We start from the raw sequence: 26,050 nt of genomic DNA on the forward strand, positions 1-26,050 counted from the left end.
CCTCTGCTTTAGAGCATTATCTAAAAGCACACACTGTAATATAAATTGAACCGCCGTATACGGAACCGTACGTACGGTGGTGTGAGAGGGGCGAAAATAATCAACTTATTTTCCCTCTACTCGATTTGATAATAGAACCCTTGACCTATAAGTGAATAACTAGGAAAGATTGTCCAACATCAGGCATATAATCTTTAGACGCGTAAAGAAACTAAAAGATTATATTATATTGGAGACGGTCAATTATGGTTATTGGATTAATTATTGTGTTTTTACTAGTATTACTGTTGCCACTCATTCTAAAAAATGTTGAGCATAATCTAGAGCAGTTCTTATTCGCTATGGGCTTAGTAGCTGCACTGATTAGCGGTGTGCTGGACCAAGCATTATTTTTAGAGGCAGCGACTTCTCCTATTAATATTACAATTGCTGTTTTCATCGCTGGACTATTTTTCAAATGGTTCTATCATCCACTTGAGAAAGCAATCATTCGCATCAGTAAGTTCATGCCATACAGAATTTTTATAGGATTAACGGTTATTTTATTAGGCTTAATTTCTAGCATGATAACAGCCATTATTGCTGCACTTGTGTTGGTACTCATTGTAACGGTGTTAAAATTAGAACGTAGAACAGAAATTCGCTTTGTCGTGTTAGCTTGTTTTTCAATTGGACTTGGGGCAGCTTTAACTCCTTTAGGTGAACCACTCTCAACCATAGCAATCAGTAAGCTGAATGGTGATTTCTTCTTACTATTAAGATTAATTGGACCTCAAGTATTGATAGCTCTAACCATGTTTGGAATACTTGCGACACTACTCGTACATCCTCCAAAAAGGATTTATGGTGAAAAAAACAAGACGACCACCGAGGGGTATGAAGAAATTTTTGCTCGTGCCTTAAAAATTTATTTCTTTGTCATGGGACTAACCTTTTTAGGAGCGGGTTTCGAACCTTTAATTCAACAATACTTTTTAGGAATGAATCCCCAGATTCTTTACTGGATTAATATGATTTCGGCTGTATTAGATAATGCGACTCTTACAGCGACAGAAGTTAGCCCAACCATGAGTGAGATGACAATTAAAGCGATACTGTTAGGATTATTAATAAGTGGTGGGATGTTAATTCCAGGAAATATACCCAATATCATTGCAGCAGGTAAATTGAAAATTTCAAGTAAGGAATGGGCTAGTTTTGGTGTTCCAGTTGGGTTATTAACGATGCTGATCTACTATATAGCTATTTTCTTTATTCTGTAAAAAACATGTATAAGCCTTAGACTGGACAATAGCCCATACACAACTTCCCCATTTGAATAGTCTATAAAGATAAGATGGGGAAAGGAGAAGGGAAATGTCCAATAAAAAGAAAGTATTAAATGTCGATACTTTAATTATTAATGCTAAAACGGTGAAAATTTTAGGAGAGCAAGATCATGACCACGGTCACGATCATGGACACGATCACGGGAACGATCATAAAGATTACGATGGAGGCCAAAGTGCTCCTAGAAGAGATCCATGGGGATTTTTCTGGGGGAGACCGAGACCGATAGCAGATGACTATTCAGATAAAAATGATTAAAGCTTTATTAAAGAAGTGTTGATTGTAAAAAACACTTCTTTTTAATTGTATTGTTTAATTTTTAGAATTTTTTGAATAATAGTTGAATAATTTACTAGAAGGAGTATACTTATAGTTAATCAACATACCAACCGGTTAGTTAGTAGAAAGGAGATGATTTTACATGAACTTTACTTATTCACTTAAAGTGAAAGAATTAGAACAGAAACTTAACTCTTTTATGGAGGAGTACATTTATCCAAATGAAAAGCTGTATGAGCAGCAGTTGAATGAGCAATCAGATCGCTGGAGCAGCGTACCACCGATTATGGAGGAATTAAAGCAAAAGGCTAAAGAACAAGGCTTATGGAACTTATTTTTACCTGAGAGTGACTATGGTGCAGGGTTGACTAATACGGAATACGCACCGCTCTGTGAGATTATGGGTAGATCCTTAATTGCACCAGAAGTGTTTAACTGTAACGCTCCTGATACAGGTAATATGGAAGTGCTCGTACGCTATGGTACAGATCAGCAGAAGGAACAGTGGTTAAAGCCATTACTAGATGGGGAAATTCGGTCATGCTTTTCAATGACTGAACCTGATGTTGCTTCTGCCGATGCTACTAATATTGAAGCTGATATTCGCAGAGATGGTGATGAGTATGTGATTAACGGTAGGAAATGGTGGTCTTCAGGTGCCGGAGATCCTCGTTGTAAAATTGCTATTTTAATGGGTAAAACGAATCGAGAAGCCAATCGCCATGAACAGCAGTCGATGATTCTAGTTCCATTAGATTCTCCAGGTGTAAAAATTGAACGAATGCTCCCAGTGTTTGGTTATGATCACGCCCCACATGGTCATGGAGAAATTACATATGAGAATGTTCGTGTACCAGCTGAGAATATTTTATGGGGTGAAGGAAAAGGTTTTGCCATTGCCCAAGGCCGATTGGGACCTGGTAGAATTCATCATTGTATGAGATTGATTGGTGCAGCTGAAAGAGCTCTTGAAGAATTATGTAAGCGTGTACAAAATCGAGTAGCATTCGGAAAACCACTTTCTAGTCAGGGTGTAATTAAAGAGTGGATTGCTGATTCTAGAATTGAAATTGAGCAAGCTAGGTTACTAACGTTAAAAGCTGCTTATATGATGGATACAGTGGGGAATAAAGAGGCAAAATCAGAGATTGCTATGATTAAAGTAGTTGCGCCATCTATGGCTTTACGTGTCCTAGACCGAGCAATCCAAGCATTCGGTGGAGCTGGGGTTTCAAATGATTTCCCACTTGCGGCTCAATGGGCAAATGCAAGAACTTTACGGATTGCTGATGGCCCAGATGAGGTACACCGTGCACAAGTGGCGAAGTTGGAACTGAAGAAGTACCAGTAATCAGGTGCGTTCGCAAGAAAATGTAATTTTTCGCAAAAAAGTGATGCGTTTTCGCAAGAATATTTGGATTTTCGCAAAATTATCGTGAGTATCGCAAAATTAATGAATTTTTCGCAAAAAAGTACTCGCTTGCACTATATTTTCAGGTAGAAAGCAGGGATAAATAGATGAATGTACTCGAATTATTTTCATTAACAGGCAAAACAGCCATCGTCACGGGTGGAGGTCGCGGATTAGGTGAGCAAATCGCGGAAGGTTTCGCTGAGGCGGGAGCTAATGTCGTCCTCTGTTCGCGAAAAGTAGAGGCATGTCAGGAAGTAGCGGAACGTCTAGAGAAGTTAGGTGTGAAAACACTTGCTTTAAAATGTGATATTGCCAATCCGGAAGATGTACAAAACGTAGTTGCTGAGACGATGAAGCATTTCGGAAGGATTGACATTCTTGTTAACAATAGTGGAGCGACATGGGGAGCACCTGTAGCTGACATGCCATTAGATGCATGGCAAAAGGTAATTAACGTGAACGTTACCGGTACTTTTCTCATGAGCCAGGCAGTAGGAAAAGTAATGATTGAACAAAAATCAGGAAAAATCATAAATATAGCTTCTGTCGCTGGACTTGGTGGAACGGATCCTACATTTATGGACACAATTGGTTATAACACTAGTAAGGGAGCTGTTATTACCTTTACAAAAGATTTAGCGGCCAAATGGGGGCAACACAATATTAATGTAAATGCCATTGCGCCTGGTTTCTTCCCTACAAAAATGTCAAAAGTGATTATGGAGCATGGAAAAGATCATATTTTAGGTGGAACACCACTGCGTCGATTTGGTAGTGATGATGATCTAAAAGGAGTAGCTCTCTTCTTGGCTTCGAACGCATCTAACTACGTAACAGGTGATGTCGTCGTGGTTGATGGCGGTACGCATGTTTTATAAGACAAGTTTTACATTAATAAAACAATTAAACTCTGGAGGTTTTCTGTGAGATTAAAAGATAAGGTTGCCATTGTAACGGGTGGTAGTAACGGTATCGGCCGAGAATCTGCTTTACTTTTTGCTAGAGAAGGAGCAAAAGTAGCTGTTGCTGATATTGATGCCATTGGTGGAGAAGAGACCGTTCGCTTAATTAAGGAGGAGGGTGGCGAGGCATTTTTTACACGTACGGACGTTTCGAGTTCTGAGGATGTAAAAAACCTAGTAGCCGATACCGTCGACCGATTCGGTCATATCCATGTGCTGTTTAATAACGCTGGAATAGGCAATTCTCCTCTTACAAGTGTTGATATGAGTGAGGAAGAATGGGACCGAGTAATAGATATCAACTTGAAAAGTGTATTTCTTGGAATGAAATATGCAGTTCCTGAAATGAAAAAGTCAGGTGGAGGTTCTATTATTAATACTTCTAGTTTGCTAGGGTTAAAAGGTCAAAAGTATTTATCTCCATACAATGCTTCAAAAGGCGGAGTCATTATTTTAACCCAGAACGCAGCACTAGAATACGGGAAATATGGCATTCGTGTCAACGCGATCGCCCCTGGGGTTATTGATACAAAAATTATTGATGGATGGAAAGCAGACGAGCGAAAATGGCCGATTATATCAAGAGCCAATGCGCTCGGAAGAATAGGTCAACCGCAAGAAGTGGCAAATGCTGTGTTGTTTTTAGCCTCTGATGAAGCCTCTTTTATTACAGGTTCGACTTTATCCGTTGATGGTGGCGGACTTACTTTTTAAAAAAATCAAGAAATGACAGCGGTTACATTTTTTAAAAAAAATATTTGGAGGGATTTAAATATGAGTACAAATAAACCGTGGTTAGCCCATTATCCTGAAACAATCGCAAAGGAAGTTGAAATACCGAACAAAACATTACCGCAATTCCTACTAGACACCACTACAAAATATCCTCAACAAACAGCACTGTCCTTTTATGGGAAAAAGATTTCTTATCAAGAGTTAGCATATACGGTTAATTTATTTGCTTCAGCGTTACAGAAGAAAAATATCCAAAAGGGCGATCGTGTCGCGATTATGCTTCCGAACTGTCCACATTTCGTCATCTCTTACTATGGCGTTTTAACGGCTGGTGGGATTGTTACCCAAGTGAATCCGATGTTAGTAGAAAGAGAAATTGAACATATTTTAAATGACTCTGGTGCAGAAACGATGGTTGTGTTTGATGCACTTTATCCTCGTGTGAAAAGTGTACAACAAAATACCAATCTAAAAAATATAATCGTCGTCAGTTTGCAACCTAGTAATCTATCACTTGCTGATGAAACGTTTGAAGCTTTTCTTTCCCAGGCGGATGGAAAAGTAGAGCCAGTTGAACTGGACGCAGAGCATGATATTGCTGTACTTCAATACACAGGTGGAACGACGGGTCGTTCGAAAGGTGCCATGTTAACTCATCGCAACTTAATTGCCAACGTCATGCAATCCTATGAATTTTTTAAACAAGATTTTACTATTGGTAGTGAAAAATTCTTGACGATTATCCCTCTATTCCACGTGTTTGGAATGAGTGCGTGTATGAACTTAGCAATCTATACGGCTGCTGAATCGATTATGCTTCCTCGTTTTGAATTAGAAGAAGTATTGAACACGATTAAAAATGAACAACCGACGATATTCCCTGGTGTTCCAACGATGTATGTAGCCATCACAAACCATCCAAAGGCGGAGGAGTACGGAATCGATAGCATTCGCACATGTAATAGCGGAAGTGCACCTATGCCAGTAGAACTTTTGAAAGAGTTTGAAAGAAAAACCGGTTCCCTGATTTTAGAGGGCTACGGTTTATCCGAAGCATCACCAACGACTCATTGTAATCCAAACTTTGCTGAAAGAAAACCAGGTAGTGTAGGGATTGGGTTCCCTTCAACGGATTATAAGGTGGTTGATTTAGCAACCGGTACCCAAGAAGTACCTGTCGGGGAGCTAGGAGAAGTAATTATTAAAGGTCCGCAAGTAATGAAAGGGTATTGGAATATGCCTGAAGAAACGGCGAACACGCTTAGAGATGGATGGTTATTTACAGGTGATATTGCAAGAGTAGATGAAGATGGGTACCTCTACATTGTGGATCGCAAGAAAGATATGATTATTGCCAGTGGCTTTAATATTTACCCACGTGACATTGAGGAAGTGATTTATGAGCATCCTAGTGTGCAGGAAGCAGTTGTTATCGGTGTGCCTGATCCATATCGAGGGGAGACTGTGAAAGCGTTCATTGTATTAAAGGCTGGAAAAGATGCCACTGAGGATGAAATAAAGGAGTTTTGTCGTAATCAAATGGCTGCTTATAAAGTACCGACGATTGTTGAGTTTAGAAATGAACTTCCGAAAACAAGTGTTGGGAAGATTTTACGCAGGGCGTTAAGAGATGAAGTTCAAAATACAAACAATGTTTCGAAATAAGCCTTTCATTTTAACGTGAGTAGGGCACCGAATATGGTATAATTTCAACAACATTTACCATACGATTGTGAGGACTTAGAAGTGAAAGAAAAAATAACAGAGCAGAGTATACAACTATTTGAGAAAAAAGGTTTTAGCGAGACATCTATTCAAGATATAGTCGACTCCCTCGGGGTTACTAAAGGGACATTTTATTACTATTTTTCAAGTAAAGAAGAGCTATTGATGGATATCCATCTTAGTTATATTGACGATATGCTTAACTATCAAAAGGAAATATTAGAAGATTCAACAAAAAGCTGTAGAAACAAATTACTAGAGATTGTTCACATGCTTATCAGTAACATTAAAACACGTGGGTCAAGTGCAAAAATTTTCTTTCGTGAGATGAGAAATCTAAATGACGAACGCTTAGCTCAGATCGTCCCAAAGCGAGATTTGTTTCGATTTAATGTAGAAAATCTCATTAAGGAAGGGATTGAAAAAGGAGAATTCCGTTCTAATTTAAATGCGAGCATTGTAACATTCGGGATTCTCGGTATGGCTAACTGGAGTTATCAATGGTTTAATCCGAATAGAAGTGTAACAGACCGTGAAGTAGCTGAAATCTTTGTTGAAATGATTCTAAAAGGAATAGAGAACGAGTAATTTTGGATTATAGGGAAGGTAAAACAGTCAATGTTACCTTCCTTGGTTTTAAATGAGTAATGTTTAAACATTACATACCAACTAGTCAGTATCTTAATTTTTAGAAGGAAGGTTATTTTACATGCACGAAATACAAGTAAATGTTCGGTTTGGTGAAACCGATGCGTTAGGACATATCAACAATACGAGTTATTTTATTTATCTTGAAGAAGCTCGTGTACGCTTTTTTGAAGAATTAGGCTATCGCATGACTATAAACGAATGGAACTTTATCCTAGCCTCAACCAAATGTGATTTTATCAATCAAGGCTACTTTAATCAGTTATTGACGGTTACAACATCTGTCTCAAAAATTGGTACGAAAAGCTTTCATCTAGAACATGAGATTCTGTGCTCGCAAACTAAAGAAATAATTGCAAAGGGTAATGCAATTATTGTCTACTTTGACTTTAACGAACAACAGAGTGCCGTTATCCCTGATTTACTACGAGAAGGTTTAAAGTCATATATCGTGCATTCTTGAAATTCAGAATTTTCGGAAGTTAGGAGGATAAATGTATGCGTATGGATACCATTCCTGTTCGAAAAGGGGAAGAACTTAATATAGAAAAACTAGAATCTTTTTTAAGAGAACACGTCGATTTACCACATGAACCATTAGAAATTTTGCAATTTTCTGCAGGACACTCCAATTTAACCTATCAACTGAAAGCGGGTACTTGGGAAGCCGTGCTAAGAAGACCTCCTCTTGGACCGGTTGCTCCAAAAGCTCATGATATGGAAAGAGAATACAAGATTATTTCGGAAATTCATCCGCTCTTTTCACCTGCACCAAAACCCATTCTATTTTCAAATGATCAATCAGTCGTGGGTGCTCCCTTTTTCTTAATGGAAAGAAAGCATGGAGTGGTTCTTGACACATGTTTCCCCGAAGGAACAGAGGTAACAAGCGAGCTTTGTAGGGATTTATCTGAAACGATGGTCGATCAATTAGTAAAACTTCATTCTATTGACTATAAAGAAACAGGATTAACTGGAATTAGCAAGCCTACAGGATTTATGGAAAGGCAAGTTCACGGTTGGATTAATAGGTATGAACGAGCAAAAACAGATGAATTTAAAGAAGCTGAACATGTAATGAATTGGCTCGCAAGAAATGTACCTACTAATCAAGAGTCAACGGTAATCCATTATGATTTTAAATTTAATAATGCGATGTTTAGTAGAGATTTCACATCAATGGTTGGCCTATTTGACTGGGAGATGACGACGGTAGGTGATCCGTTAGCGGACTTAGGTGTGGCCATGAGCTACTGGACAGAAGCGGATGATCCCTATTTATTAAAGTCAGGTTTAGGTAAAGAGCCGATAACGGTTCAAGAAGGGTTTTTATCCAGAAAAGAGTTCATTGAACTTTACGGGAAGAAAAGTGGAAGAGACGTCTCAAACATGGACTTTTATTTAGCTTTTGCCTATTTCAAGCTTGCTGTTATTTGCCAGCAGATTTATTACCGTTATAAAAAGGGGCAAACAGAAGATAAACGATTCTCAAAGTTTCATTATTTCGTGAATAGTTTATTAGTCCATGGAACGAATGTCATCTCAAAAGAGGCATAGATTGATAGATAGAAATATAAATAGGTTTTTACCCAATTTACTAGAGGGTAGACGATCTATTTTTTAAACGAGGTGAAGAAATGCCGAAGATACATCTTTTGACGAGGAAAGAAGATATCAATGAAGCAAAATTAAGAGAAGGCAATAAAATAGCGGTTGTTTTAGATGTTTTACTCGCAACAACGACGATTACTTCTGCATTAAATGATGGAGCGACAGAAGTCATTCCTGTAATGGATCGCTACGAGGCAGAAGCAATCAGTAAGAACTATCGAAAAGATGAATGTATTGTTGCTGGGGAGGAAAAGGCAAAGCCGATTGATGGTTTTGTGTACCCAAGTCCATTAATTATCAGGCAGAACATCAAGGGAAAAAGGCTCATATTGTCTACAACGAATGGGACCGTTGCGTTGAGGAAATCCTCATCTGCTAAGAAAGTCTACGTTGCTTCCCTGCTGAACAATCAATCAGTAGCCGATCGAGTGAGAGTGGATCAAGAGGTTGATACCATTCTTGTCATTTGTTCAGGTAATTCTGGTGAATTTAGTTTGGAAGATTTTTATGGTGCGGGAAACTTTATTAGCTGCTTAGTTGATGATCATGAATCGGGTTTTGAATTAACCGATGCAGCAAGAGCAGCACTCTATTTTTATATTGGCTGTGCGAAAGCGTATGATGTTTTGCTAGCGTCACACGTCGGTCATTTATTGGAGAAATATCATTCCTTAGATGAGCTTTTATTTGCCTCAAAAATTGGGAGCATCCAGCTAGTTCCTATTTTAGAAGGTCGAAAGGTCGTATTAGAGAATTCAGCTAAGTTATTGTAATAGCCTTACGGGAGGTACGAAATGAAAACAAATGAACGAAATATAGGAGCGGCTTTCCTTTATAAAAAAACTAGTTTAGAAGATGTATTTACACCAGAGGATTTTACAGACGAACATCGAATGATTCGCTCTACTGCTAAGCAGTTTATCGAAAAAGAGATTCAACCTTATAAAGATGAAATTGAAAATCAAGACTTTGAAAAAGTAGTTTCGCTCCTTAGAAAAGCTGGAGATTTGGGATTGCTGGCACATAGTATTCCTGAGAATTATGGTGGGTTAGGTTTAGATAAGGTTAGTAAAGGGATCGTAGGGGAAATGGTTGGCCCGGCCAGTGGCTATAGTGTTGCCCATTCAAATCATACATGTATTGCTACCCTTCCTATTACGTATTTCGGTACACCCGAACAAAAAGCAAAATATTTGCCGAAAATGGCATCGGGTGAGTGGATTGGTGCTTACTGTTTAACCGAACCGAACGCGGGCTCAGATGCCTTAGCTTCCCAAACAACGGCTCGATTAAATGAAGTAGGAACTCACTATTTACTAAACGGATCAAAACTTTATATCACAAATGCGATTTTCTCGCATACGTTTATCGTTTACGCGAAGGTAGATGGACAACATTTTACTGCTTTTATAGTAGAAAAAGGCTTTCCAGGAATTTCTTTTGGACCAGAAGAGGAAAAAATGGGGATCAAAGGATCTTCAACTAGAACGGTCATTTTTGAAGATTGTGAAGTTCCTGTAGAGAATTTACTTGGTGAGATTGGAAAAGGCCATGTGATTGCTTTAAATGTATTAAATTTAGGGCGATTCAATTTAGGGTCTGCTTGTATGGGAGCAGCTAAATTTGGGTTGAGTAAAGCGGTTCAATTTATTCAAGAACGGAAACAGTTTGGGCGTTCCATTGGTGAATTTCCTGCTTCTAAGGAAAAAGTGGGACAGATGGCCGCACAAATTTATGCAGCAGAGTCTGTGCAATATCGAACCGCTCATTTATTAGAAGAATCACTCGGAGATCTATATGAAACGAATGATATAAAATTGGTTGGAAAAAGAATGAGTGAATATGCAACCGAATGTGCCATTTGTAAAGTGTTCGGTTCGGAAACACTAGATTATGTTGCGGATGAAACCCTTCAGCTTCATGGTGGTGCAGGTTTCATTAAAGACTATGGAATTGAACAAATGTACCGTGACTCAAGAATTAATCGGATCTTTGAGGGTACGAATGAAATTAATCGTCTGTTAATCCCAACCCATTTGTTTCGTAAAGTAATGAAGGGCGAGGTTGATTTACATGGAAAGGTTCAGGAAGCACTTCTTGAACTTCAAAAGTCTCCCTCTCCTTATGAAGGGGCTTTGGTGAAAGAACGTGAAGCAATTGATTTGTACCGAAATGTCTTTTTATTATGCGCAGGGTTGGCCTTTGATGCATTTGGTGAAGAGCTTGTACATGAACAAGAAACATTAATGAGATTAGCAGACATAGCTATTGCTCTTTATTCTGCAGAATCTGTTGTATACCGAACCTATAAATCTATTTTACAAAGTGGTGAAGAAGTCAATAACTTGAAGGTTGACTTAACAAGGACATACTTAGAGGCAGCAACTTGGGAGGTAGAACGACTCTCACGTAGTTTAGTTAATCAATTAACAGATGGGGAAAAACAAGTCAATCTTATTAAACTTTTAATGAGAGAATGTAGTCGTTTTACATCATTCGGTAAATCGTTTGAGAGAAATCGGGGTATTGCGGAGAAACAATATGATGCAAACCAGTTTGTTTGTTGAAGGAACGGTTCTGAATGCTAGTCATTTCCACCGTATGAGAGGTTTTCCACGGTAACTTAGAGAAAGTGGAGCTTGCTCTAATAAAAATAACTGCAAAATTCTAAAGATAACAGCGTTTGCTTGAATATATCCGCGAAAAATTAAGGATATCCGCGTTTATCTGATTATATCCGCGGTCAGTCGTAAATATCCGCGAAAAAATGAATATATCCGCGTTTATTTCATTTTATCCGCGAAAGCAGAAATTTGCTTTGTCTGGAAATAGAAGGAGGGAAATGCATAGTGAGATTTTCACAAACCGTGGCATTGATCACTGGAGCTGGAAGCGGAATCGGTAAAGCAGCAGCTATCAGACTAGCAAACGAAGGCGCAAAAGTTCTTTTAGTAGGAAGAACGAAAAGAAAGCTTGAAGATGTCGCATACGAAATTAATGCAACGAAAAAAATCCCCATGGCTGACATTTTCACAGCGGATGTGACAGATGAGGAAGACGTTAAGGAATTAGCTCAATTTGTTGAGGAACAATACGGAGACCTTCATGTGCTTATTAACAATGCTGGAGGCTCTAAGCATGGGAGAATACTAGAAACATCCGAACAAGATTGGGATTACGTACAGAATGTTAATTTAAAAAGTATTTTCTTAGTTTCTAAGTGGTTGGGCAGATTCATGGTCAATCGAGTAAAAGAAGAAGATGCTACATCTTTCCGTTCGATTGTAAATGTGGCGTCATTGTCAGGACATCAGGCCGGAGCGATGATTCCCCACTATAGCGCTGCAAAAGCAGGGGCTATTAATTTAACAAAATCTTTAGCCCTTGAGTTTGCTCCATATGGGATTCATGTAAATTCCATTTCACCAGGCTTTGTCGAAACTCCTTTAACAGAAGGCGGACTTCAAAATGAGCAATTTGTAAAAGCCATTCAGCGAAATACGGCATTAAAAAGAGTAGGTCAGCCTGATGAAATCGCAAATGTCATTGCCTTCTTAGCTTCAAGTGAAGCCTCTTATATGACAGGTACGGATGTATTGGTTGATGGTGGTTGGTTAATTATGTAGCTTTTTATAAAAATACCAAAAGGGGGATTCAAGTATGGCTGAGCAACATTTATTAATCGATATACAAGGTCCGGTAATGACGTTAACATTAAATCGCCCAGAAAGCTTAAATGCATTTAGTCCTGAAATGATTTTAGGATTAACGCAAGCTTTACGAGATGCACAAGAAAACGACGAAATCAGAGCAATTGTTTTAGCGGGAGCGGGTCGTTCCTTTAGTGCAGGTGGAGACGTCAAAACGATGGGGCAAGCGAATGCTTCTCAAGTCTATGAACATATTGGAAAGTTAAATGAGTGTATTTTAGCTTTTAAAGAGACAGAGAAACCAATCATTGCGGTTGTTCATGGCTTTGCGGCCGGAGCAGGCTTTAACCTTGTCCTTGCGTGCGATCTGATTATAGCCGCTAATGACAGTAAATTTGCTTTAAGTTTTTCGCAAGTTGGCTTAATTTCTGACGGTGGAGGCTCCTATTTCCTACCAAAATTAATTGGGCCTCATTTAGCCAAACAGTTTTTCTTTAGTGCAGAACCCATCCCTGCAGAAAGACTATATCAACTGGGCGTTATTAATCAATTGGTGCCCCTTGAAAAACTTCAAGAAGAAACGGTTAATTTGGCTACTAAACTAGCTCATGGCCCTAGTAAGTCTTTTGGTATGCAAAAGAAAATCATTGAACATTCTTTCACTGCCCCATTAGAAGAGATTCTAGAGCAAGAGCGCATTACCCAGACTTTGATGGTTACAACGGAAGATCATCTAGAAGGCATTCAAGCTTTTAAAGAAAAAAGAAGACCTAATTTTCAAGGCAAATAGGGAGGAAAAAATATAATGAGAGCAATTCAACTAACGGAATACGGTGGACCAGAAGTTTTAAAATATATTGAATTAGATAAACCGACTCCAAAAGGATATGAGGTATTGATTGAAGTTCATGCTGTTGGAGTCAATTATGCAGATACGGCACGTAGAGAAGGACAATACGTGGTCAAAACTCCTCTACCTTTTATACCAGGAGCAGAAGTAGCAGGTGTTGTAGTGGAAGTAGGCAATCAAGTGAGCCACATTAAACCAGGAACAAGGGTTGTAAGTTTAATTGAATCTGGTGGTTATGCGGAGTTTGCCATTGCGGATGGCCGAGGGGTCATTCCGCTTCCTGAATCATTAAGCTTTGAGCTAGCAGCTGCTCTCCCCCTTCAAGGACTGAGTGCCTATCATATCTTGAAAACAATGGGTAGATTAGAAGAAGGGGAATCGGTCCTTGTTCATGCAGCAGCAGGTGGAGTTGGAACAATTGCTGTTCAGCTTGCTAAAATTTTCGGTGCTGGCACGGTCATTGCAACCGCTAGTACGGATGAAAAATTAGCTCTTGCTCGTGAGATGGGAGCGGATGTTCTTATTAACTATACGGAAGATGGTTGGGAAGACAAAGTACTAGAAGCAACTGGTGGAAAAGGAGTAAATGTGGCCCTAGAAATGGCTGGTGGAGATATTTTTAATAAAACCCTTAAGTGTCTAGCTACATCGGGTAGATTGGTTATTTATGGTGTTGCTAGTGGAGAGCAAAGTAGATTTTATCCCTCTTCTTTAATGGCTCGTAATCAATCTGTCATTGGCTTTTTCCTACCTCAAATCATGAGAAAGCCTGAACTACTTCAACCGAGTCTTCAAGAATTGTTCACGTATTTAGGGGACGGAAGATTAAAGCTAACGATTGGTGAAGTTTTTCCTCTAGAGGATGCAGCTAGAGTTCACACTTTATTACAGTCCCGCCAAACAAAAGGAAAGTTAATCCTAAAACCTTAACAACCTAAGAAGGCCGCTTCTAACAGCGGCCTTCTATTAAAAAATACTAGGTGGTGCTTAATATATGACAGTCATTAACACAGTAACTGGTCCGATTACGGTTGATCAATTAGGAAAAACATTGATTCATGAGCACTTTATATTTGGCTACCCAGGTTTTCAAGGTGATATTACGTTAGGAGCTTTTAATGAAATAGAGGCCTTAGAAATGGCCGTAAATGTTGCACGGCAAATTCAGAGCTATGGTATTCAGACGGTTGTTGACCCTACGCCAAATGAGTGCGGCAGAAATCCTCAATTTTTACAAAAAGTCTCTGAAGCAACTGGGCTGCAAATCATATGTGCTACTGGTTACTACTATGAAGGAGAAGGAGCTACACCTTACTTTAAGTTCCGTCAGGCATTAGGAACAGCGGAAGAAGAAATCTATGAAATGTTTATAAAAGAAATAACAGAAGGAATCGGTGGTACGGAAATTAAGGCTGGAGTAATTAAACTAGCCTCTAGCAAGGATCAGATCACTGAATATGAGAAGATGTTTTTCCGCGCTGGAGCTCGTGCTCAACAAGAAACAGGGGTCGTCATTCTTACACATACACAAGAAGGAACCATGGGGCCTGAACAAGCAAGAATGTTAATTGAGCTTGGAGCGGACCCAAGCAAAATCATCATCGGCCATATGTGTGGAAACATCAATCTTGATTATCACAAAGAGGTCTTGGACCAAGGAGTTAGAATTGGAATGGACCGATTCGGCATTCAAGGAATGGTCGGGGCCCCTTTTGATCATGAAAGAATTCAAACTCTATTAAGTCTAATTCAAGAAGGCTATGAAGATCAAATCCTACTAGCCCATGATACGGTGAATATTTGGTTAGGCCGTCCACCTGTAATGAATGAGCAAATAACTAAAATTATGGAAAACTGGCATCCAGCTCATTTATTTATGAACGTCCTTCCAAACTTGAGACAAAACGGAGTGACAGAGTTACAAATTGACAAAATGATTGGAGATAATGCAAAAGCACTATTTGCGGGTGCAAAAACAAAGGTTGGATGATTGATTCTCACAAGTAAGGCCTGGAGGGGGAATCTGGGTCTTACTTTGAACTATTTTTTAGAAAAAATAGACTAAATAATAGTTAGACAATCATATGTTAAATTGTATTGGATTAATTTTACAATCCTATAAGGAGTGGGGTCCTATTCAAAAAATTGTACCTATAAAACTAGAAACTCCTTTTTCCGAAGGTTTTGTATATGTATTTGCTGTTTTAGGGGATACGGCCACACTCATAGATACTGGAAATCCTGGAGAAAAGTCGTTTTATGAGTTGAAATCTCAATTAAGACAAAATGGTTTAGAGTTTAAGGATTTTGATCACATTGTTTTAACCCATATGCATACCGATCATTATGGTGGCGTTCGACTCATTCAAGAGGAAGTATTATTACCTGTTTACGTTCATGAGTTAGCCCGTCCTATTATTACTGGTGGTATATATGAGTTTCATAGAATGAACGAATTCTTTAATCAGTTTTTAATACAATGTGGGGCCACTCCTCTCGTACATCAGTATCGACGGAAATATATAGAGGAGAATTGGGAAAATGTCCATTACATAAAGAATGGTGACAGCATTTCTATTGGTGGTTCTCCTTATAAAGTCTATCATGTACCAGGGCATAGCCAAACGGATATTCTCTTGGTGAATCATGAAAATGGGTTCACTTTCGTAGGAGACCATTTAATCGCTGAACTATCTGTAAACGCTTTCATAGAACCTCCAAAACCAGATTCTAATAACAGACCTAAACCGTTACTTCAATACAGGGAATCGCTCAGTCAGGCAAAAAATTTACCTTTAGGAGTCTGTTATTCAAGCCATGGTCAGCCTTTTCAAGAACATGCAAAATTAATTGATCAAAGGCTAATGGAACATGAAAACAGATGTTCGAACATACATAAAATCCTACAATCAGGTCAAAAAAGTATCTTTGAAATTTGTCAGGAGATGTATCCACGATTAAAAGGAACCTCTGTGTTTCTTGGATTATCCCAAATACAAGGGCATCTTGACTTAATGGAAGAAAGAGAGCTTGTTTCTTCAGAAGAAATAAATGAAATCCTGTATTATCGACTAAGGTCTGATTAAGGAGTGGATGAATTTGAAGCTAAAAACATTACTAGATCAAAATGTTAGTGAATTTGGCGAATATCCTTTTTTATTTCATCATGATAAACAATATTCAAACGTCGAGACGAAAGAATATGCAGATCGAATTTCAAATGGTTTACACACCCTTGGCATTAGAAAAGGTGATAGAGTTGTTGTTTGTATGCCTAATTGTCCAGAGGTCATTTTTTCTTATCAAGGCATCACTAGATTAGGTGCCGTCATTGTCCCCATTCTTTTCACCCTACATCCAAAAGAAATACACTATATCTTAAAAAATAGTAATGCGAAAGCAGTTATTGCCTCTTCCTACACAGCAGAAACGATACGGAAAGCCACAGTAGGATTAGAAGATGAACCACTCTTAATTGTTACAGATCTTCCTTCAAAAGATGGAAAAATCAATTTGTATAGCATGATGTCCAAAAAAACCAATCAGTTTGGTGAACCTGATTCGGAGAACGACGATATTGCCGTTATTTTATATACTTCAGGAACAACTGGTCAACCAAAAGGTGTTCTTTTAACCCACAAAAACTTATACTCCAATGCTAAAAACTCCGCTATTCATCACAACACGGACAGAGGAACAACACTAGGAGTTCTACCACTTGCACATGTGTATGGACTTACGATTTCAAATACTTGTTTTATCACAGGCAGTTCCATTGTTATTTTTCCTAGATTTGATCCAAAAGAAATTTTTGAAGCCATTCAAAACTATAAAATTCGTTCGTTTTCAGCTGTACCTGCTATATTCATGCCTTGTACTCTAGTCCATTAGCCGACGACTATGATACTTCCTCACTTGAATGGGTTGGTTCAGGGTCGGCTCCCTTACCTGTTGCCTTACTTCATGGATTTAGGAAAAAGTTTGGTGCAGATATACGAGAAGGCTATGGATTATCTGAAGCAGCACCTGTTGTCACCTCCCATCATAAAGGAATACCAATAAAGCCTGGTTCAGTAGGAGTCCCTATCCCTGGCGTGGAGATTAAGATTGTTAACCATATGGGAGAAGAGGTTCCGCCTGGAGAGGTGGGAGAACTGATAGTACGTGGGGATAATGTAACGCCAGGTTATTATCAAAATGAAGTGGAAACCAATTTAGTACTGAAAGACGGTTGGCTATTTACAGGAGATCTTGCACATGTAGATGAAGAGGGTTACTTATTTATTGTTGACCGGAAAAAAGATCTCATTATTAGAGGTGGTTTCAATATTTATCCCCGTGACATAGAAGAGCTATTAAATAGCCATGAGAAAGTGGCGGAAGTAGCTGTTGTAGGCATTCCTGATGAAAGAATGGGCGAGGAAATGGTTGCTTGCGTGGTAAGAAAACCAGGTACAACGGTCTCTGAAGAAGAGCTCATACAATTTTGCCAAGACCATCTAGCCAAAACAAAAACACCAAGACGTATCTTTTTCCTAGAGGCACTACCACGTAACGGGGTTGGAAAAATCTTAAAAACTCATTTAAGAACAACAGTAAAAGAAGCTATTTTTCCAAAATAAAACTAATTTTTATAGTTTCTATTGAAGCTATTTAAATATTATCTATTTGTTTTTATAGGGGGAGTTTAGGTGGAGAGAAGAACAATGTTAACAACTAGTCAACGAGGGATCTTGGAGGATTCCTTTCCGTTTCGTCTTTATCAAAAGGCAAAACGCTTTGGAGTTTGGAACCCGTCTGACATTGATTTTTCACAAGATAAGAAGGACTGGGCAACACTTACAGAAGCCCAACAAAAGGATATTCTACGTTTAATTTCACAATTTCAAGCAGGTGAGGAAGCCGTTACTCTCGATTTACTTCCACTGATTATGGCCATTGCCAAAGAAGGAAGATTAGAAGAAGAGATGTATTTAACGACCTTCTTATTTGAGGAAGCTAAACACACGGAGTTTTTCCGTCTAGCACTTAATGCAATTGGAGAAAAAGGAGACCTCTCTTGTTACCATTCTGAAACGTATAAGACGATTTTTTATGATATTCTTCCAACCGCGATGGAGCGTTTAGTTACCGACCAATCACCGGAAGCTATTGCAGAAGCGTCAACCGTTTACAACATGTTTGTTGAAGGCGTTTTAGCAGAAACAGGCTATTATTCTTTTTACCAATCACTCGAAGCATCGAATATCATGCCTGGTTTGCTAGAAGGTGTTGGCCATTTAAAGAAGGATGAATCTCGACACATCGGGTATGGAACCTTCCTACTTCAACGTTTAATTTGTGAGCATCCTCATTTGTATGATTATGTAGCAGAAAAAATGCAGGAACTCACTCCATTAGCCATTTGCTTGAACCAAGAAGGATTTGATGGTAGAGATTATAGCGAATTTGGACATTTATTAGAAGATACGATGAATTTTACTCTAAAACAGCTTTCTGTTCGCATGGATATTCTAGCAAGGGCTAGAGGGAAGAAAATTGAAGAGATTTATAAAGTTTCGGAAACGGAACTAGGAGTTTTATAGATTCAGCTATCAACGATAAAAAGGAGGAATTTTTTTATGACCGTAAATGTAGATGTACAAATGTTTCCGCTATTTATTAATGGAAAATGGGAACAGGCTGAAAATCAAGAAACCTTTGATGTGTTTAATCCAGCAACAGGGCAGTTAGTAGCTAGAGTAGCCAAAGGTACCAAAAACGATGTGAACCGAGCCGTAGAAGCAGCAAGAAAGGCTTTCGATGAGACAGACTGGAAGAATATGAAGCCGAAAGAACGTTCTAAAGTGTTGTATGCCATTTCATACAAAATTGTGGCACATGCGGAGGAACTCGCCTATTTAGAGGCCATAAGCTCTGGCGGGACTGTGAGAAGAATTGGAGCAAATGACATTCTCCAAATGGTTGATTTATTCCAAACTTTAGCCAAATTTGTTGAAGAGTATCCTTTTTCACAAACACTTCCTAGCCCGCCGTTTCCTGGACCTGCCCACAACTTTATTTGGAGAGAACCCATTGGAGTGTGTGCAGCCGTTACACCTTGGAATTTACCGATGATGATTGCGACGTGGAAAATTGCTCCTGCATTAGCCATGGGCAATACCATTGTTGTAAAACCAGCGAGCTATACCCCACTATCAACATTAAAACTAGCAGAAATTATCTCCCAGGTGGTTCCACCAGGTGTGATTAATGTTGTGACAGGTTCAGGGGCTGAAGTGGGTGAAGCACTTGTTAGTCATCCAAAGGTGGATAAAGTTGCTTTTACAGGTTCAACAGAGGTAGGTAGAAAAGTCATGCAGCTGGCAGCTGAATCAGTAAAAAATACAACCCTTGAGCTCGGTGGAAAATCACCCAACATTATTTTAGAAGATGCCGACCTTAGCATTGCTCTTCCTGGAAGTTTGTTTGGTGTCTTCCTTCATTCCGGACAGTTATGTGAATCTGGTACGAGACTGTTTGTACCTGAACATTTACATGATGTTGTGGTCGAAGAACTTGTTCAATTAGCAGGAAAAATCAAGTTAGGAAATCCGCTCCATCCTTCAACAGATGTAGGACCAGTGATTTCTAAAAAGCAAAAAGAAACGATTCTCTCTTATATTGAGGCTGGAAAAGCGGAGGGAGCAACTCTTGTATGTGGAGGGAATGAGGTCAAGGTAGAAGGTTGTGAAGAAGGACATTTTGTGGAACCCACTATTTTTACTAACGTGACAAATGATATGAAAATTGCTCGAGAAGAAATCTTCGGCCCTGTGCTTTGTGTTATACGCTACAAAGATTTAGATGAAGCGATTCGTTTGGCCAATGATTCCATTTACGGATTAGCTGCCGGTGTTTGGACACAAGATGTGAACAAAGCGTATGACGTAGCTAGAAAGTTACAAGCGGGAGTGGTTTGGATTAACGATTGGCATATGCTTCGGAATGATGCTCCGTTTGGCGGTTATAAGCAAAGTGGAATCGGACGGGAAATGGGGATGCATTCGCTTGATGCCTATACACAAGTGAAGCATGTTCATACTTCTATGGTTCCTGAAATCCATAAGCGGAGCTGGTATGGTCTCTTGTTTTCAGAAACAAATGAGTAAGAGGAATGATACTAACCAAAAAATAATTTAGAGGTGATAGTATGCAAACGAAAACCTTATCTCAATTTATGCTACGTTCCGCTATCTATAGTGGATGTAATTCTCGTGCTTTAGTACCTGATTTATTTCGTGGATTAGGTGCGAAAAGGGTGGTTCTTTTTAGTGATAGAGGCCTTGAAAAAGCAGGAGTAGTTGAAAAAGTGGCTCAAATCTTTGAACTGACCACTCATGGTACTGGTCCCGAATTAGTAGGAACTTACTTAGATATCGCTCAAGATGCAGAAAGTCGTTCCGTCAATGAAGCGGTTCGTTATGCTAAAGAAGTAGGAGCAGATGCCTTGCTAGCAGTTGGAGGAGGAAGTGTATTAGATACGGTAAAAGGAGTGAAATACGCTCTTCATAAAGGGTTAACCGATATTAAGGAAGCGATTCCTGGAGGCTTTTTATATGAGCAGTTCCCTAAAGCCAACCATATCCCTATTCCGCATATTGCCATTCCTACAACAGCAGGTACGGGTTCGGAGGTTTCTCCCATTGCGGTTATCTTTAATGAAGATATACAAATGAAAGGAAATATTATCAATCCGTTTATTAGTGCGGACATTGCCGTTCTAGATCCAGATTTAACGGTTGGACTTCCACCAGCAATCACAGCCTTTACTGGTTTCGATGCCTTAACACATGCAATCGAGGCTTTTGCTTCACCTAACGCAACTGCTTTAACGGATGCATACGCTCTTCATGCTATTAGATTAATAGAAAAGAATCTTCCTTTAGTTGTAGCAGATGGTTCCAATGTAAATGCAAGAATGGAGATGCTTCAAGCGAGTTTAATGGGAATAACAGCTTTTAGCTTTGCATTAAATGCGATTCCTGTTCATAATTTTGCACACGCTTATGGAGCCTTATTTAGAATCCCTCATGGTCTGGCAAACGCTGTCTTCTTGCCTGTTGTCATGGAATATGTTCCAAGTTTGTATTTGCCAAAAATTAAAGAACTTGCAGACGCTTTAAGGGTTGAGAATGATTCAACGGATGACAGCTCCACTATTTTAGCTAGAGTGGTAGAGAAACTACGGTTACTACAACATAAAACGGGTCTACCATCCGACTTTACAGAGTACAACTTATCAGAAGAGGACTTGCAAAAAGTATCTCTTGCAGTTGCAAAGGATCCTGCAGCTGTTTCATTCCCAATGCCACAAGAATTAATTCGTGCGGTAGGGGAAAGAGTGGTTCCTATTAGCGTAAAATGATTTTCTCATGGCTTCTCTATTAACCATAACCTTAAGTAAGGGAGTATGTTTGATGAATTTTGCTTTCACCGAAGAACAGGAATTACTTAGAAAAACGGTAAGAAGTTTTGTTGATAAAGAGATTATGCCTTTCATCAAAGAATGGGATGAAAATCATTATTTTGAGCCGAACATTTTAAAACGACTAGCTGAGTTAGGATTAATGGGTGTATGCATTCCGGAATCATACGGCGGGATCGGCATGGATTATAATTCCCTCGCCATTGTGTGTGAGGAATTGGAACGGGGAGATACAGCCTTTAGAACCGCCGTGTCGGTTCACACAGGGTTGAACAGTATGACTCTTCTTCAATGGGCTAACGAGGAACAAAAACAGAAGTACTTAATCCCTCAATCTAAAGGGGAAAAAGTAGCCGCTTTTGGGTTAACTGAACCGAATGCTGGCTCCGATGTTGCTGCTATGCAAACGACAGCTGTAAATCGTGGAGATTACTACCTTTTAAATGGGTCAAAAACATGGATTTCCCTATGTGATGTCGCCGATCATTTCCTAGTATTTGCCTATACAGATAAAGACAAAAAACATCATGGGATTTCTGCTTTCATTATTGAGCGAGAGTGGGGAGGATTTTCGTCTAAAGCAATTAAAGGAAAACTAGGAATTCGTGCGGGTAATACAGGCGAACTCTTTTTCGACAATGTGAAAGTACCTAAAGAAAATCTGGTTGGAAAAGAAGGAGAAGGCTTTAAAATCGCCATGTCTGCTCTTGATAATGGTCGTTTTACCGTTGCTGCTGGTGCGTGTGGAACGATTATGGCCTGTTTAGAGGCGAGCTTGAAATATTGTCACGAAAGAAGTACCTTTGGGAAAGAAATTGGACGTCATCAACTCGTTCAGCAAATGATTGCGAAAATGGAAGCAGGTTTGCAGCAGTCTAGATTACTTGTTTACCGTTCCGGCTGGCTTAAAAATGAAGGAAAAAGAAATACAAGAGAAACATCACTAGCTAAATGGTGTGCTTGTGATTATGCTTACGAGGCAGCTAATGATGCTGTACAAATTCATGGTGCATATGGTTTTTCAAATGAATATCCAGTAGAAAGATACTTAAGAAATGCCAAAGCCCCTGTTATATACGAAGGGACAAGAGAAATTCATACCGTCATGCAAGCGGAGTATGTTCTAGGATATCGAGAAGATAAACCATTATCAAGAAAACTTCCAGCCTGGCCGTTTGAAAGCGCTGCTAGTAATATATTAAATTAGAAAAATGCCCTCTCTAGGTACATTTAGAGAGGGTCAGATTGAAAATCTTTCTTTTAGTAGAAATATAAGTAATGAACTAGTGAATATTTGTATTACCCTCACAAATTTTTCTTGTATTTTCAGAAATTTCTAAATAAAATGTAAATAACATACCAACCGGTAGGTATGTTTTCGTTTTGACACACATATAATTTTGGTAGCAAAAATATAAAGATTACTAGATTGGAGTGAATAGAATGCATTTACGCTTAACGGATGAGCAAAAGATGGTACAAAAAACGATACGTCGATTTGTTGAAAAAGAACTCATTCCTCTCGAAAATGATGTTCTAAGAAACGAAAGAGAAGGAAGACCGAGCCTACCTTCAGGAAAACTAAAAGAACTCCAATTAAAAGCAAAGGAAGCAGGCTTCTGGGGAATTAATACACCGGAAAAGTACGGTGGAGCAGATCTTGGCCAAATGATGATGGCAATTGTTCTAATGGAAGTGTCTAAAACATTTGTTCCTTTCCAGTTCGGTGGATCTGCTGATAATATTTTATACTATGCAAATGAAGAGCAAAAACAAAAATATTTAATTCCTACTATCAATGGTGATAAGAAATCTTGTTTTGCCATGACGGAACCAGGTGCTGGCTCTGATACAAGAAATATAAAAATGACTGCTGTAAAAGATGGGAATGAATGGGTTCTTAATGGAGAAAAAACCTTCATTACGGGCGGAAACGAAGCTGATTTTGTTATGGTTATTGCCATTACAGATAAAGAAAAACATCAGGCTACCGGCCGAGATGGAGTGACATGTTTTATCGTAGACAGAGAGATGGGCTGGAAATCCGAGTATATACATACGATGGGTGAATGGGGTCCGGCAGGCTTAGTTTTTGAAAATGTTAGAGTCCCAGAGGAAAATATTTTAGGAGAAGTAGACGGCGGATATAAACTCGGTCTAGAGTGGATTGGATTTGCCCGTTGGATTGTTGGAGCAAGAGCCGTTGGATCGGCAGAAAGATTACTTCAAATGGCGATTGATTACTCTAAAGAACGTGTGACATTTGGAAAGCCGATTGCGGAACGACAAGCGATTCAGTGGCAAATTGCAGACTCTGCTGTAGAACTAGAAGCTGCAAGATGGCTTGTCCTGAATGCTGCCTACACTCTTGATATCGGTGAAGATAATCGCCATTTAGCTTCTATGGCAAAATTATATGGATCGAATATGGGTAATCGGGTCGTTGATCGTGTTCTACAAATTCATGGGGGAATGGGTTACACAAGAGAATTACCGATTGAGAGATGGTACCGTGAAGCAAGGCTTTGGAGAATTTATGATGGAACCGATGAAATCCAACGTATGATTTTAGCAAGGGATTTATTAAAAGGACATGTAAAGATTGGTCAATTTCTGTAAGCGTTACCATTTGGGATACTGACCATTAAAGTGTCTTAGTGGTAACAAAAATTTCTTTTAACATAAAATTGTACAGGAGGTTTAAATAGATGGCTGGAAGATTTGACGGGAGAGTTGCGTTTGTCACAGGTGGAAGCCGTGGTATTGGAAAAGGAATTGTTGAGCATTTTGCAGCAGAAGGAGCAAAAGTTGCTTTTATTGATTTAAATGAAGAAGCTCTAGTAGAAACAACGAGTGAACTTCGCGAAAAAGGATATGATGTTTTTTCAAAGGTTGCGAATGTAACAGACGCTGAGCAAGTAGAACAAACAGTGAAAGAAGTCTATGATACGTTTGGTTCTGTAGACATTCTCGTTAATAATGCAGGCGTCATCCGTGACAATTTGCTATTTAAAATGACCGAAAATGATTGGCAAACGGTGATGGATGTTCATTTGAAGGGATCCTTTAATGCTGCCCGTGCTGTCCAAAGGTATATGGTAGAAAACAAATATGGACGCATCATTAACATTTCATCTACATCTGCTTTAGGAAACCGTGGTCAAGCCAATTATGCGGCTGCAAAAGCAGGATTACAAGGATTTACAAAAACACTAGCAATTGAACTAGGAAGATACGGAATTACGTCTAACTCTGTTGCTCCAGGATTTATTGAAACAGAAATGACTAGAGAAACAGCTAGTAGAATTGGCATTTCCTTTGATGATTTAATCAAACATAGTGTTGCCAATATCCCAGTTGGAAGAAGCGGAAAACCAGCTGACATTGCTAATGCTGTTGCCTTCTTTGCTGATGAGAAGTCTTCCTTCGTTAACGGCCAAGTCATCTATGTAGCAGGCGGCCCTAAAAACTAGTCAGGAAAGGAGGAAGTAATATGTTCAAACCATATATTGGTAAGCAATCAAACAGAGTAAAAAATATCGTTGAAAGAGGCGCTGTAAAGAAGTTTGCCGAATCGATTGGGGATCTCCATCCTATTTATTTGGACGAAGAAACGGGCCTTCAATCTAGGTATAAGGGTAATATTGCCCCACCAACTTTTCCTAGAGTATTTGATTATGGGGAAATAGAAGGACTCTTTCTACCAAATAAGGGGTTAATTCATGGAGAGCAGACATATCATTACGAAAGACCTCTCTTAATTGGTGAAGAGATTGTTTGTTATTCGGAAGTAAAAGATTATTACGACAAAACTAGTTCCATGGGGGAGCTTGGATTTTTAGTCATTGAGAGCTATGGAGAGGATAAGGATGGAAAGGTAGTGTTTTCTTCCACACAGACTGTCATTATCTCTGAAGCTGTAAGAAAGGCGTTGATTGGAAAATGACAACACTTTATGAGTTACAAGTGGGGGATTCATTAGAAGAAATTCGACTTGCTCCTGTAAGCAGACTAGATTTAATTAAATATGCAGGTGCTTCAGGGGATTTTAATCCGATTCATACGATTGATGAAGAAGCAACAAAAGCAGGATTACCAGGAATCATTGCACATGGTATGTGGACAATGGGGAACTTAGCAAAGCTTTTTACTAGTTTCTATGAAGAAGGGTTTATCCAAGATTATACCATTCGTTTCAAAGGAATGGTTTTCCTTCATGATGTCGTTACTTTAAAAGCAACGCTAAATGAAAAACAAGAAAATGTATTACGTTTTAACGTTGCAGCCGTTAACGAACAAGGTCGTGACGTTCTATCAGGAGAGGTTTTGTACAGAAGATACTAAACAAATGAAGCATAGTCATAATAGGATTCTATCTTG

General features: G+C 39.0%; 26 protein-coding genes. All 26 read left to right on the forward strand.

Annotation, left to right across the window (positions count from 1 at the left end; genetic code table 11):
- Positions 1 to 245: 245 nt before the first annotated feature.
- On the forward strand, positions 246 to 1,262 hold the full coding sequence (locus SM124_RS12915) for a DUF1646 family protein (RefSeq protein ID WP_322446939.1): 1,017 nt from the start codon (positions 246 to 248) through the stop codon (positions 1,260 to 1,262).
- A gap of 94 nt (positions 1,263 to 1,356) precedes the next feature.
- Positions 1,357 to 1,587, forward strand: a complete 231-nt coding sequence (locus SM124_RS12920; RefSeq protein ID WP_322446940.1) for a hypothetical protein — start codon at positions 1,357 to 1,359, stop codon at positions 1,585 to 1,587.
- A 163-nt stretch (positions 1,588 to 1,750) separates the two neighbouring features.
- The gene (locus tag SM124_RS12925) at positions 1,751 to 2,959 is read left to right on the forward strand and encodes an acyl-CoA dehydrogenase (protein WP_322446941.1); all 1,209 of its coding nucleotides are present in this window, start codon (positions 1,751 to 1,753) and stop codon (positions 2,957 to 2,959) included.
- A 167-nt stretch (positions 2,960 to 3,126) separates the two neighbouring features.
- Complete coding sequence (locus SM124_RS12930) at positions 3,127 to 3,900, forward strand: SDR family oxidoreductase (RefSeq protein WP_322446942.1); 774 nt, start codon at positions 3,127 to 3,129, stop codon at positions 3,898 to 3,900.
- 45 nt (positions 3,901 to 3,945) lie between these two features.
- Positions 3,946 to 4,698 carry an SDR family NAD(P)-dependent oxidoreductase gene (locus tag SM124_RS12935; RefSeq protein ID WP_322446943.1) on the forward strand — a complete coding sequence of 251 codons (753 nt, stop codon included), beginning with the start codon at positions 3,946 to 3,948 and terminating at the stop codon, positions 4,696 to 4,698.
- Positions 4,699 to 4,758: 60 nt separating this feature from the next.
- Positions 4,759 to 6,384, forward strand: coding sequence for a long-chain-fatty-acid--CoA ligase (locus SM124_RS12940; RefSeq protein WP_322446944.1), 1,626 nt, complete (start codon positions 4,759 to 4,761; stop codon positions 6,382 to 6,384).
- An 81-nt stretch (positions 6,385 to 6,465) separates the two neighbouring features.
- Positions 6,466 to 7,032 (forward strand): TetR/AcrR family transcriptional regulator, encoded by a 567-nt coding sequence (locus SM124_RS12945; protein WP_322446945.1) that lies wholly within the window; start codon positions 6,466 to 6,468, stop codon positions 7,030 to 7,032.
- Between the two features lie 121 nt (positions 7,033 to 7,153).
- Positions 7,154 to 7,555, forward strand: a complete 402-nt coding sequence (locus SM124_RS12950; protein WP_322446946.1) for an acyl-CoA thioesterase — start codon at positions 7,154 to 7,156, stop codon at positions 7,553 to 7,555.
- 35 nt (positions 7,556 to 7,590) lie between these two features.
- A complete protein-coding gene (locus SM124_RS12955; RefSeq protein ID WP_322446947.1) occupies positions 7,591 to 8,649 on the forward strand; it encodes a phosphotransferase family protein in 1,059 nt (352 codons plus the stop codon).
- 80 nt (positions 8,650 to 8,729) lie between these two features.
- Positions 8,730 to 9,476, forward strand: coding sequence for a 2-phosphosulfolactate phosphatase (locus SM124_RS12960; protein WP_322446948.1), 747 nt, complete (start codon positions 8,730 to 8,732; stop codon positions 9,474 to 9,476).
- Positions 9,477 to 9,497: 21 nt separating this feature from the next.
- A complete protein-coding gene (locus SM124_RS12965; RefSeq protein ID WP_322446949.1) occupies positions 9,498 to 11,270 on the forward strand; it encodes an acyl-CoA dehydrogenase FadE in 1,773 nt (590 codons plus the stop codon).
- Positions 11,271 to 11,552: 282 nt separating this feature from the next.
- A complete protein-coding gene (locus SM124_RS12970) occupies positions 11,553 to 12,329 on the forward strand; it encodes an SDR family NAD(P)-dependent oxidoreductase (protein WP_322446950.1) in 777 nt (258 codons plus the stop codon).
- A 34-nt stretch (positions 12,330 to 12,363) separates the two neighbouring features.
- Positions 12,364 to 13,143, forward strand: coding sequence for an enoyl-CoA hydratase/isomerase family protein (locus tag SM124_RS12975; protein ID WP_322446951.1), 780 nt, complete (start codon positions 12,364 to 12,366; stop codon positions 13,141 to 13,143).
- A gap of 15 nt (positions 13,144 to 13,158) precedes the next feature.
- On the forward strand, positions 13,159 to 14,133 hold the full coding sequence (locus SM124_RS12980; RefSeq protein ID WP_322446952.1) for a quinone oxidoreductase family protein: 975 nt from the start codon (positions 13,159 to 13,161) through the stop codon (positions 14,131 to 14,133).
- Positions 14,134 to 14,197: 64 nt separating this feature from the next.
- Positions 14,198 to 15,193, forward strand: coding sequence for a phosphotriesterase family protein (locus SM124_RS12985; protein WP_322446953.1), 996 nt, complete (start codon positions 14,198 to 14,200; stop codon positions 15,191 to 15,193).
- A 94-nt stretch (positions 15,194 to 15,287) separates the two neighbouring features.
- Entirely contained in the window at positions 15,288 to 16,289 is a 1,002-nt protein-coding gene (locus SM124_RS12990; protein ID WP_322446954.1) for an MBL fold metallo-hydrolase, read from the forward strand.
- A 13-nt stretch (positions 16,290 to 16,302) separates the two neighbouring features.
- Entirely contained in the window at positions 16,303 to 17,094 is a 792-nt protein-coding gene (locus tag SM124_RS12995) for an AMP-binding protein (RefSeq protein ID WP_322446955.1), read from the forward strand.
- Entirely contained in the window at positions 17,076 to 17,825 is a 750-nt protein-coding gene (locus SM124_RS13000) for a class I adenylate-forming enzyme family protein (protein ID WP_322446956.1), read from the forward strand. Before SM124_RS12995 ends, SM124_RS13000 begins: the two co-directional genes overlap by 19 nt.
- 84 nt (positions 17,826 to 17,909) lie before the next feature.
- A complete protein-coding gene (locus tag SM124_RS13005; RefSeq protein ID WP_322447105.1) occupies positions 17,910 to 18,788 on the forward strand; it encodes a R2-like ligand-binding oxidase in 879 nt (292 codons plus the stop codon).
- Positions 18,789 to 18,824: 36 nt separating this feature from the next.
- A complete protein-coding gene (locus tag SM124_RS13010; RefSeq protein WP_322446957.1) occupies positions 18,825 to 20,354 on the forward strand; it encodes an aldehyde dehydrogenase family protein in 1,530 nt (509 codons plus the stop codon).
- Between the two features lie 41 nt (positions 20,355 to 20,395).
- Positions 20,396 to 21,610 carry an iron-containing alcohol dehydrogenase gene (locus SM124_RS13015; protein WP_322446958.1) on the forward strand — a complete coding sequence of 405 codons (1,215 nt, stop codon included), beginning with the start codon at positions 20,396 to 20,398 and terminating at the stop codon, positions 21,608 to 21,610.
- A gap of 52 nt (positions 21,611 to 21,662) precedes the next feature.
- Positions 21,663 to 22,877, forward strand: a complete 1,215-nt coding sequence (locus tag SM124_RS13020; protein ID WP_322446959.1) for an acyl-CoA dehydrogenase family protein — start codon at positions 21,663 to 21,665, stop codon at positions 22,875 to 22,877.
- A 236-nt stretch (positions 22,878 to 23,113) separates the two neighbouring features.
- Positions 23,114 to 24,289 (forward strand): acyl-CoA dehydrogenase family protein, encoded by a 1,176-nt coding sequence (locus SM124_RS13025; protein WP_322446960.1) that lies wholly within the window; start codon positions 23,114 to 23,116, stop codon positions 24,287 to 24,289.
- 89 nt (positions 24,290 to 24,378) lie between these two features.
- A complete protein-coding gene (gene fabG / locus SM124_RS13030) occupies positions 24,379 to 25,143 on the forward strand; it encodes a 3-oxoacyl-ACP reductase FabG (RefSeq protein ID WP_322446961.1) in 765 nt (254 codons plus the stop codon).
- Between the two features lie 20 nt (positions 25,144 to 25,163).
- A complete protein-coding gene (locus tag SM124_RS13035; protein ID WP_322446962.1) occupies positions 25,164 to 25,616 on the forward strand; it encodes a MaoC family dehydratase N-terminal domain-containing protein in 453 nt (150 codons plus the stop codon).
- Positions 25,613 to 26,014 carry a MaoC/PaaZ C-terminal domain-containing protein gene (locus SM124_RS13040; RefSeq protein WP_322446963.1) on the forward strand — a complete coding sequence of 134 codons (402 nt, stop codon included), beginning with the start codon at positions 25,613 to 25,615 and terminating at the stop codon, positions 26,012 to 26,014. Before SM124_RS13035 ends, SM124_RS13040 begins: the two co-directional genes overlap by 4 nt.
- Positions 26,015 to 26,050 lie beyond the last annotated feature (36 nt).

Origin of the sequence: Robertmurraya mangrovi, assembly GCF_034427655.1 — a bacterium.
Taxonomy (GTDB): Bacteria; Bacillota; Bacilli; order Bacillales; family Cytobacillaceae; genus Robertmurraya_A; species Robertmurraya_A mangrovi.

What these genes read in the sequence shown, in the direction of transcription:
- SM124_RS12915 (WP_322446939.1), top strand. Translation starts at nt 246, where the DNA reads ATGGTTATTGGATTAATTATTGTGTTTTTACTAGTATTACTGTTGCCA.
- SM124_RS12920 (WP_322446940.1), top strand. Translation starts at nt 1,357, where the DNA reads ATGTCCAATAAAAAGAAAGTATTAAATGTCGATACTTTAATTATTAAT.
- SM124_RS12925 (WP_322446941.1), top strand. Translation starts at nt 1,751, where the DNA reads ATGAACTTTACTTATTCACTTAAAGTGAAAGAATTAGAACAGAAACTT.
- SM124_RS12930 (WP_322446942.1), top strand. Translation starts at nt 3,127, where the DNA reads ATGAATGTACTCGAATTATTTTCATTAACAGGCAAAACAGCCATCGTC.
- SM124_RS12940 (WP_322446944.1), top strand. Translation starts at nt 4,759, where the DNA reads ATGAGTACAAATAAACCGTGGTTAGCCCATTATCCTGAAACAATCGCA.
- SM124_RS12950 (WP_322446946.1), top strand. Translation starts at nt 7,154, where the DNA reads ATGCACGAAATACAAGTAAATGTTCGGTTTGGTGAAACCGATGCGTTA.
- SM124_RS12955 (WP_322446947.1), top strand. Translation starts at nt 7,591, where the DNA reads ATGCGTATGGATACCATTCCTGTTCGAAAAGGGGAAGAACTTAATATA.
- SM124_RS12960 (WP_322446948.1), top strand. Translation starts at nt 8,730, where the DNA reads ATGCCGAAGATACATCTTTTGACGAGGAAAGAAGATATCAATGAAGCA.
- SM124_RS12965 (WP_322446949.1), top strand. Translation starts at nt 9,498, where the DNA reads ATGAAAACAAATGAACGAAATATAGGAGCGGCTTTCCTTTATAAAAAA.
- SM124_RS12975 (WP_322446951.1), top strand. Translation starts at nt 12,364, where the DNA reads ATGGCTGAGCAACATTTATTAATCGATATACAAGGTCCGGTAATGACG.
- SM124_RS12980 (WP_322446952.1), top strand. Translation starts at nt 13,159, where the DNA reads ATGAGAGCAATTCAACTAACGGAATACGGTGGACCAGAAGTTTTAAAA.
- SM124_RS12985 (WP_322446953.1), top strand. Translation starts at nt 14,198, where the DNA reads ATGACAGTCATTAACACAGTAACTGGTCCGATTACGGTTGATCAATTA.
- SM124_RS12990 (WP_322446954.1), top strand. Translation starts at nt 15,288, where the DNA reads ATGTTAAATTGTATTGGATTAATTTTACAATCCTATAAGGAGTGGGGT.
- SM124_RS13005 (WP_322447105.1), top strand. Translation starts at nt 17,910, where the DNA reads ATGTTAACAACTAGTCAACGAGGGATCTTGGAGGATTCCTTTCCGTTT.
- SM124_RS13010 (WP_322446957.1), top strand. Translation starts at nt 18,825, where the DNA reads ATGACCGTAAATGTAGATGTACAAATGTTTCCGCTATTTATTAATGGA.
- SM124_RS13015 (WP_322446958.1), top strand. Translation starts at nt 20,396, where the DNA reads ATGCAAACGAAAACCTTATCTCAATTTATGCTACGTTCCGCTATCTAT.
- SM124_RS13020 (WP_322446959.1), top strand. Translation starts at nt 21,663, where the DNA reads ATGAATTTTGCTTTCACCGAAGAACAGGAATTACTTAGAAAAACGGTA.
- SM124_RS13025 (WP_322446960.1), top strand. Translation starts at nt 23,114, where the DNA reads ATGCATTTACGCTTAACGGATGAGCAAAAGATGGTACAAAAAACGATA.
- fabG (WP_322446961.1), top strand. Translation starts at nt 24,379, where the DNA reads ATGGCTGGAAGATTTGACGGGAGAGTTGCGTTTGTCACAGGTGGAAGC.
- SM124_RS13035 (WP_322446962.1), top strand. Translation starts at nt 25,164, where the DNA reads ATGTTCAAACCATATATTGGTAAGCAATCAAACAGAGTAAAAAATATC.
- SM124_RS13040 (WP_322446963.1), top strand. Translation starts at nt 25,613, where the DNA reads ATGACAACACTTTATGAGTTACAAGTGGGGGATTCATTAGAAGAAATT.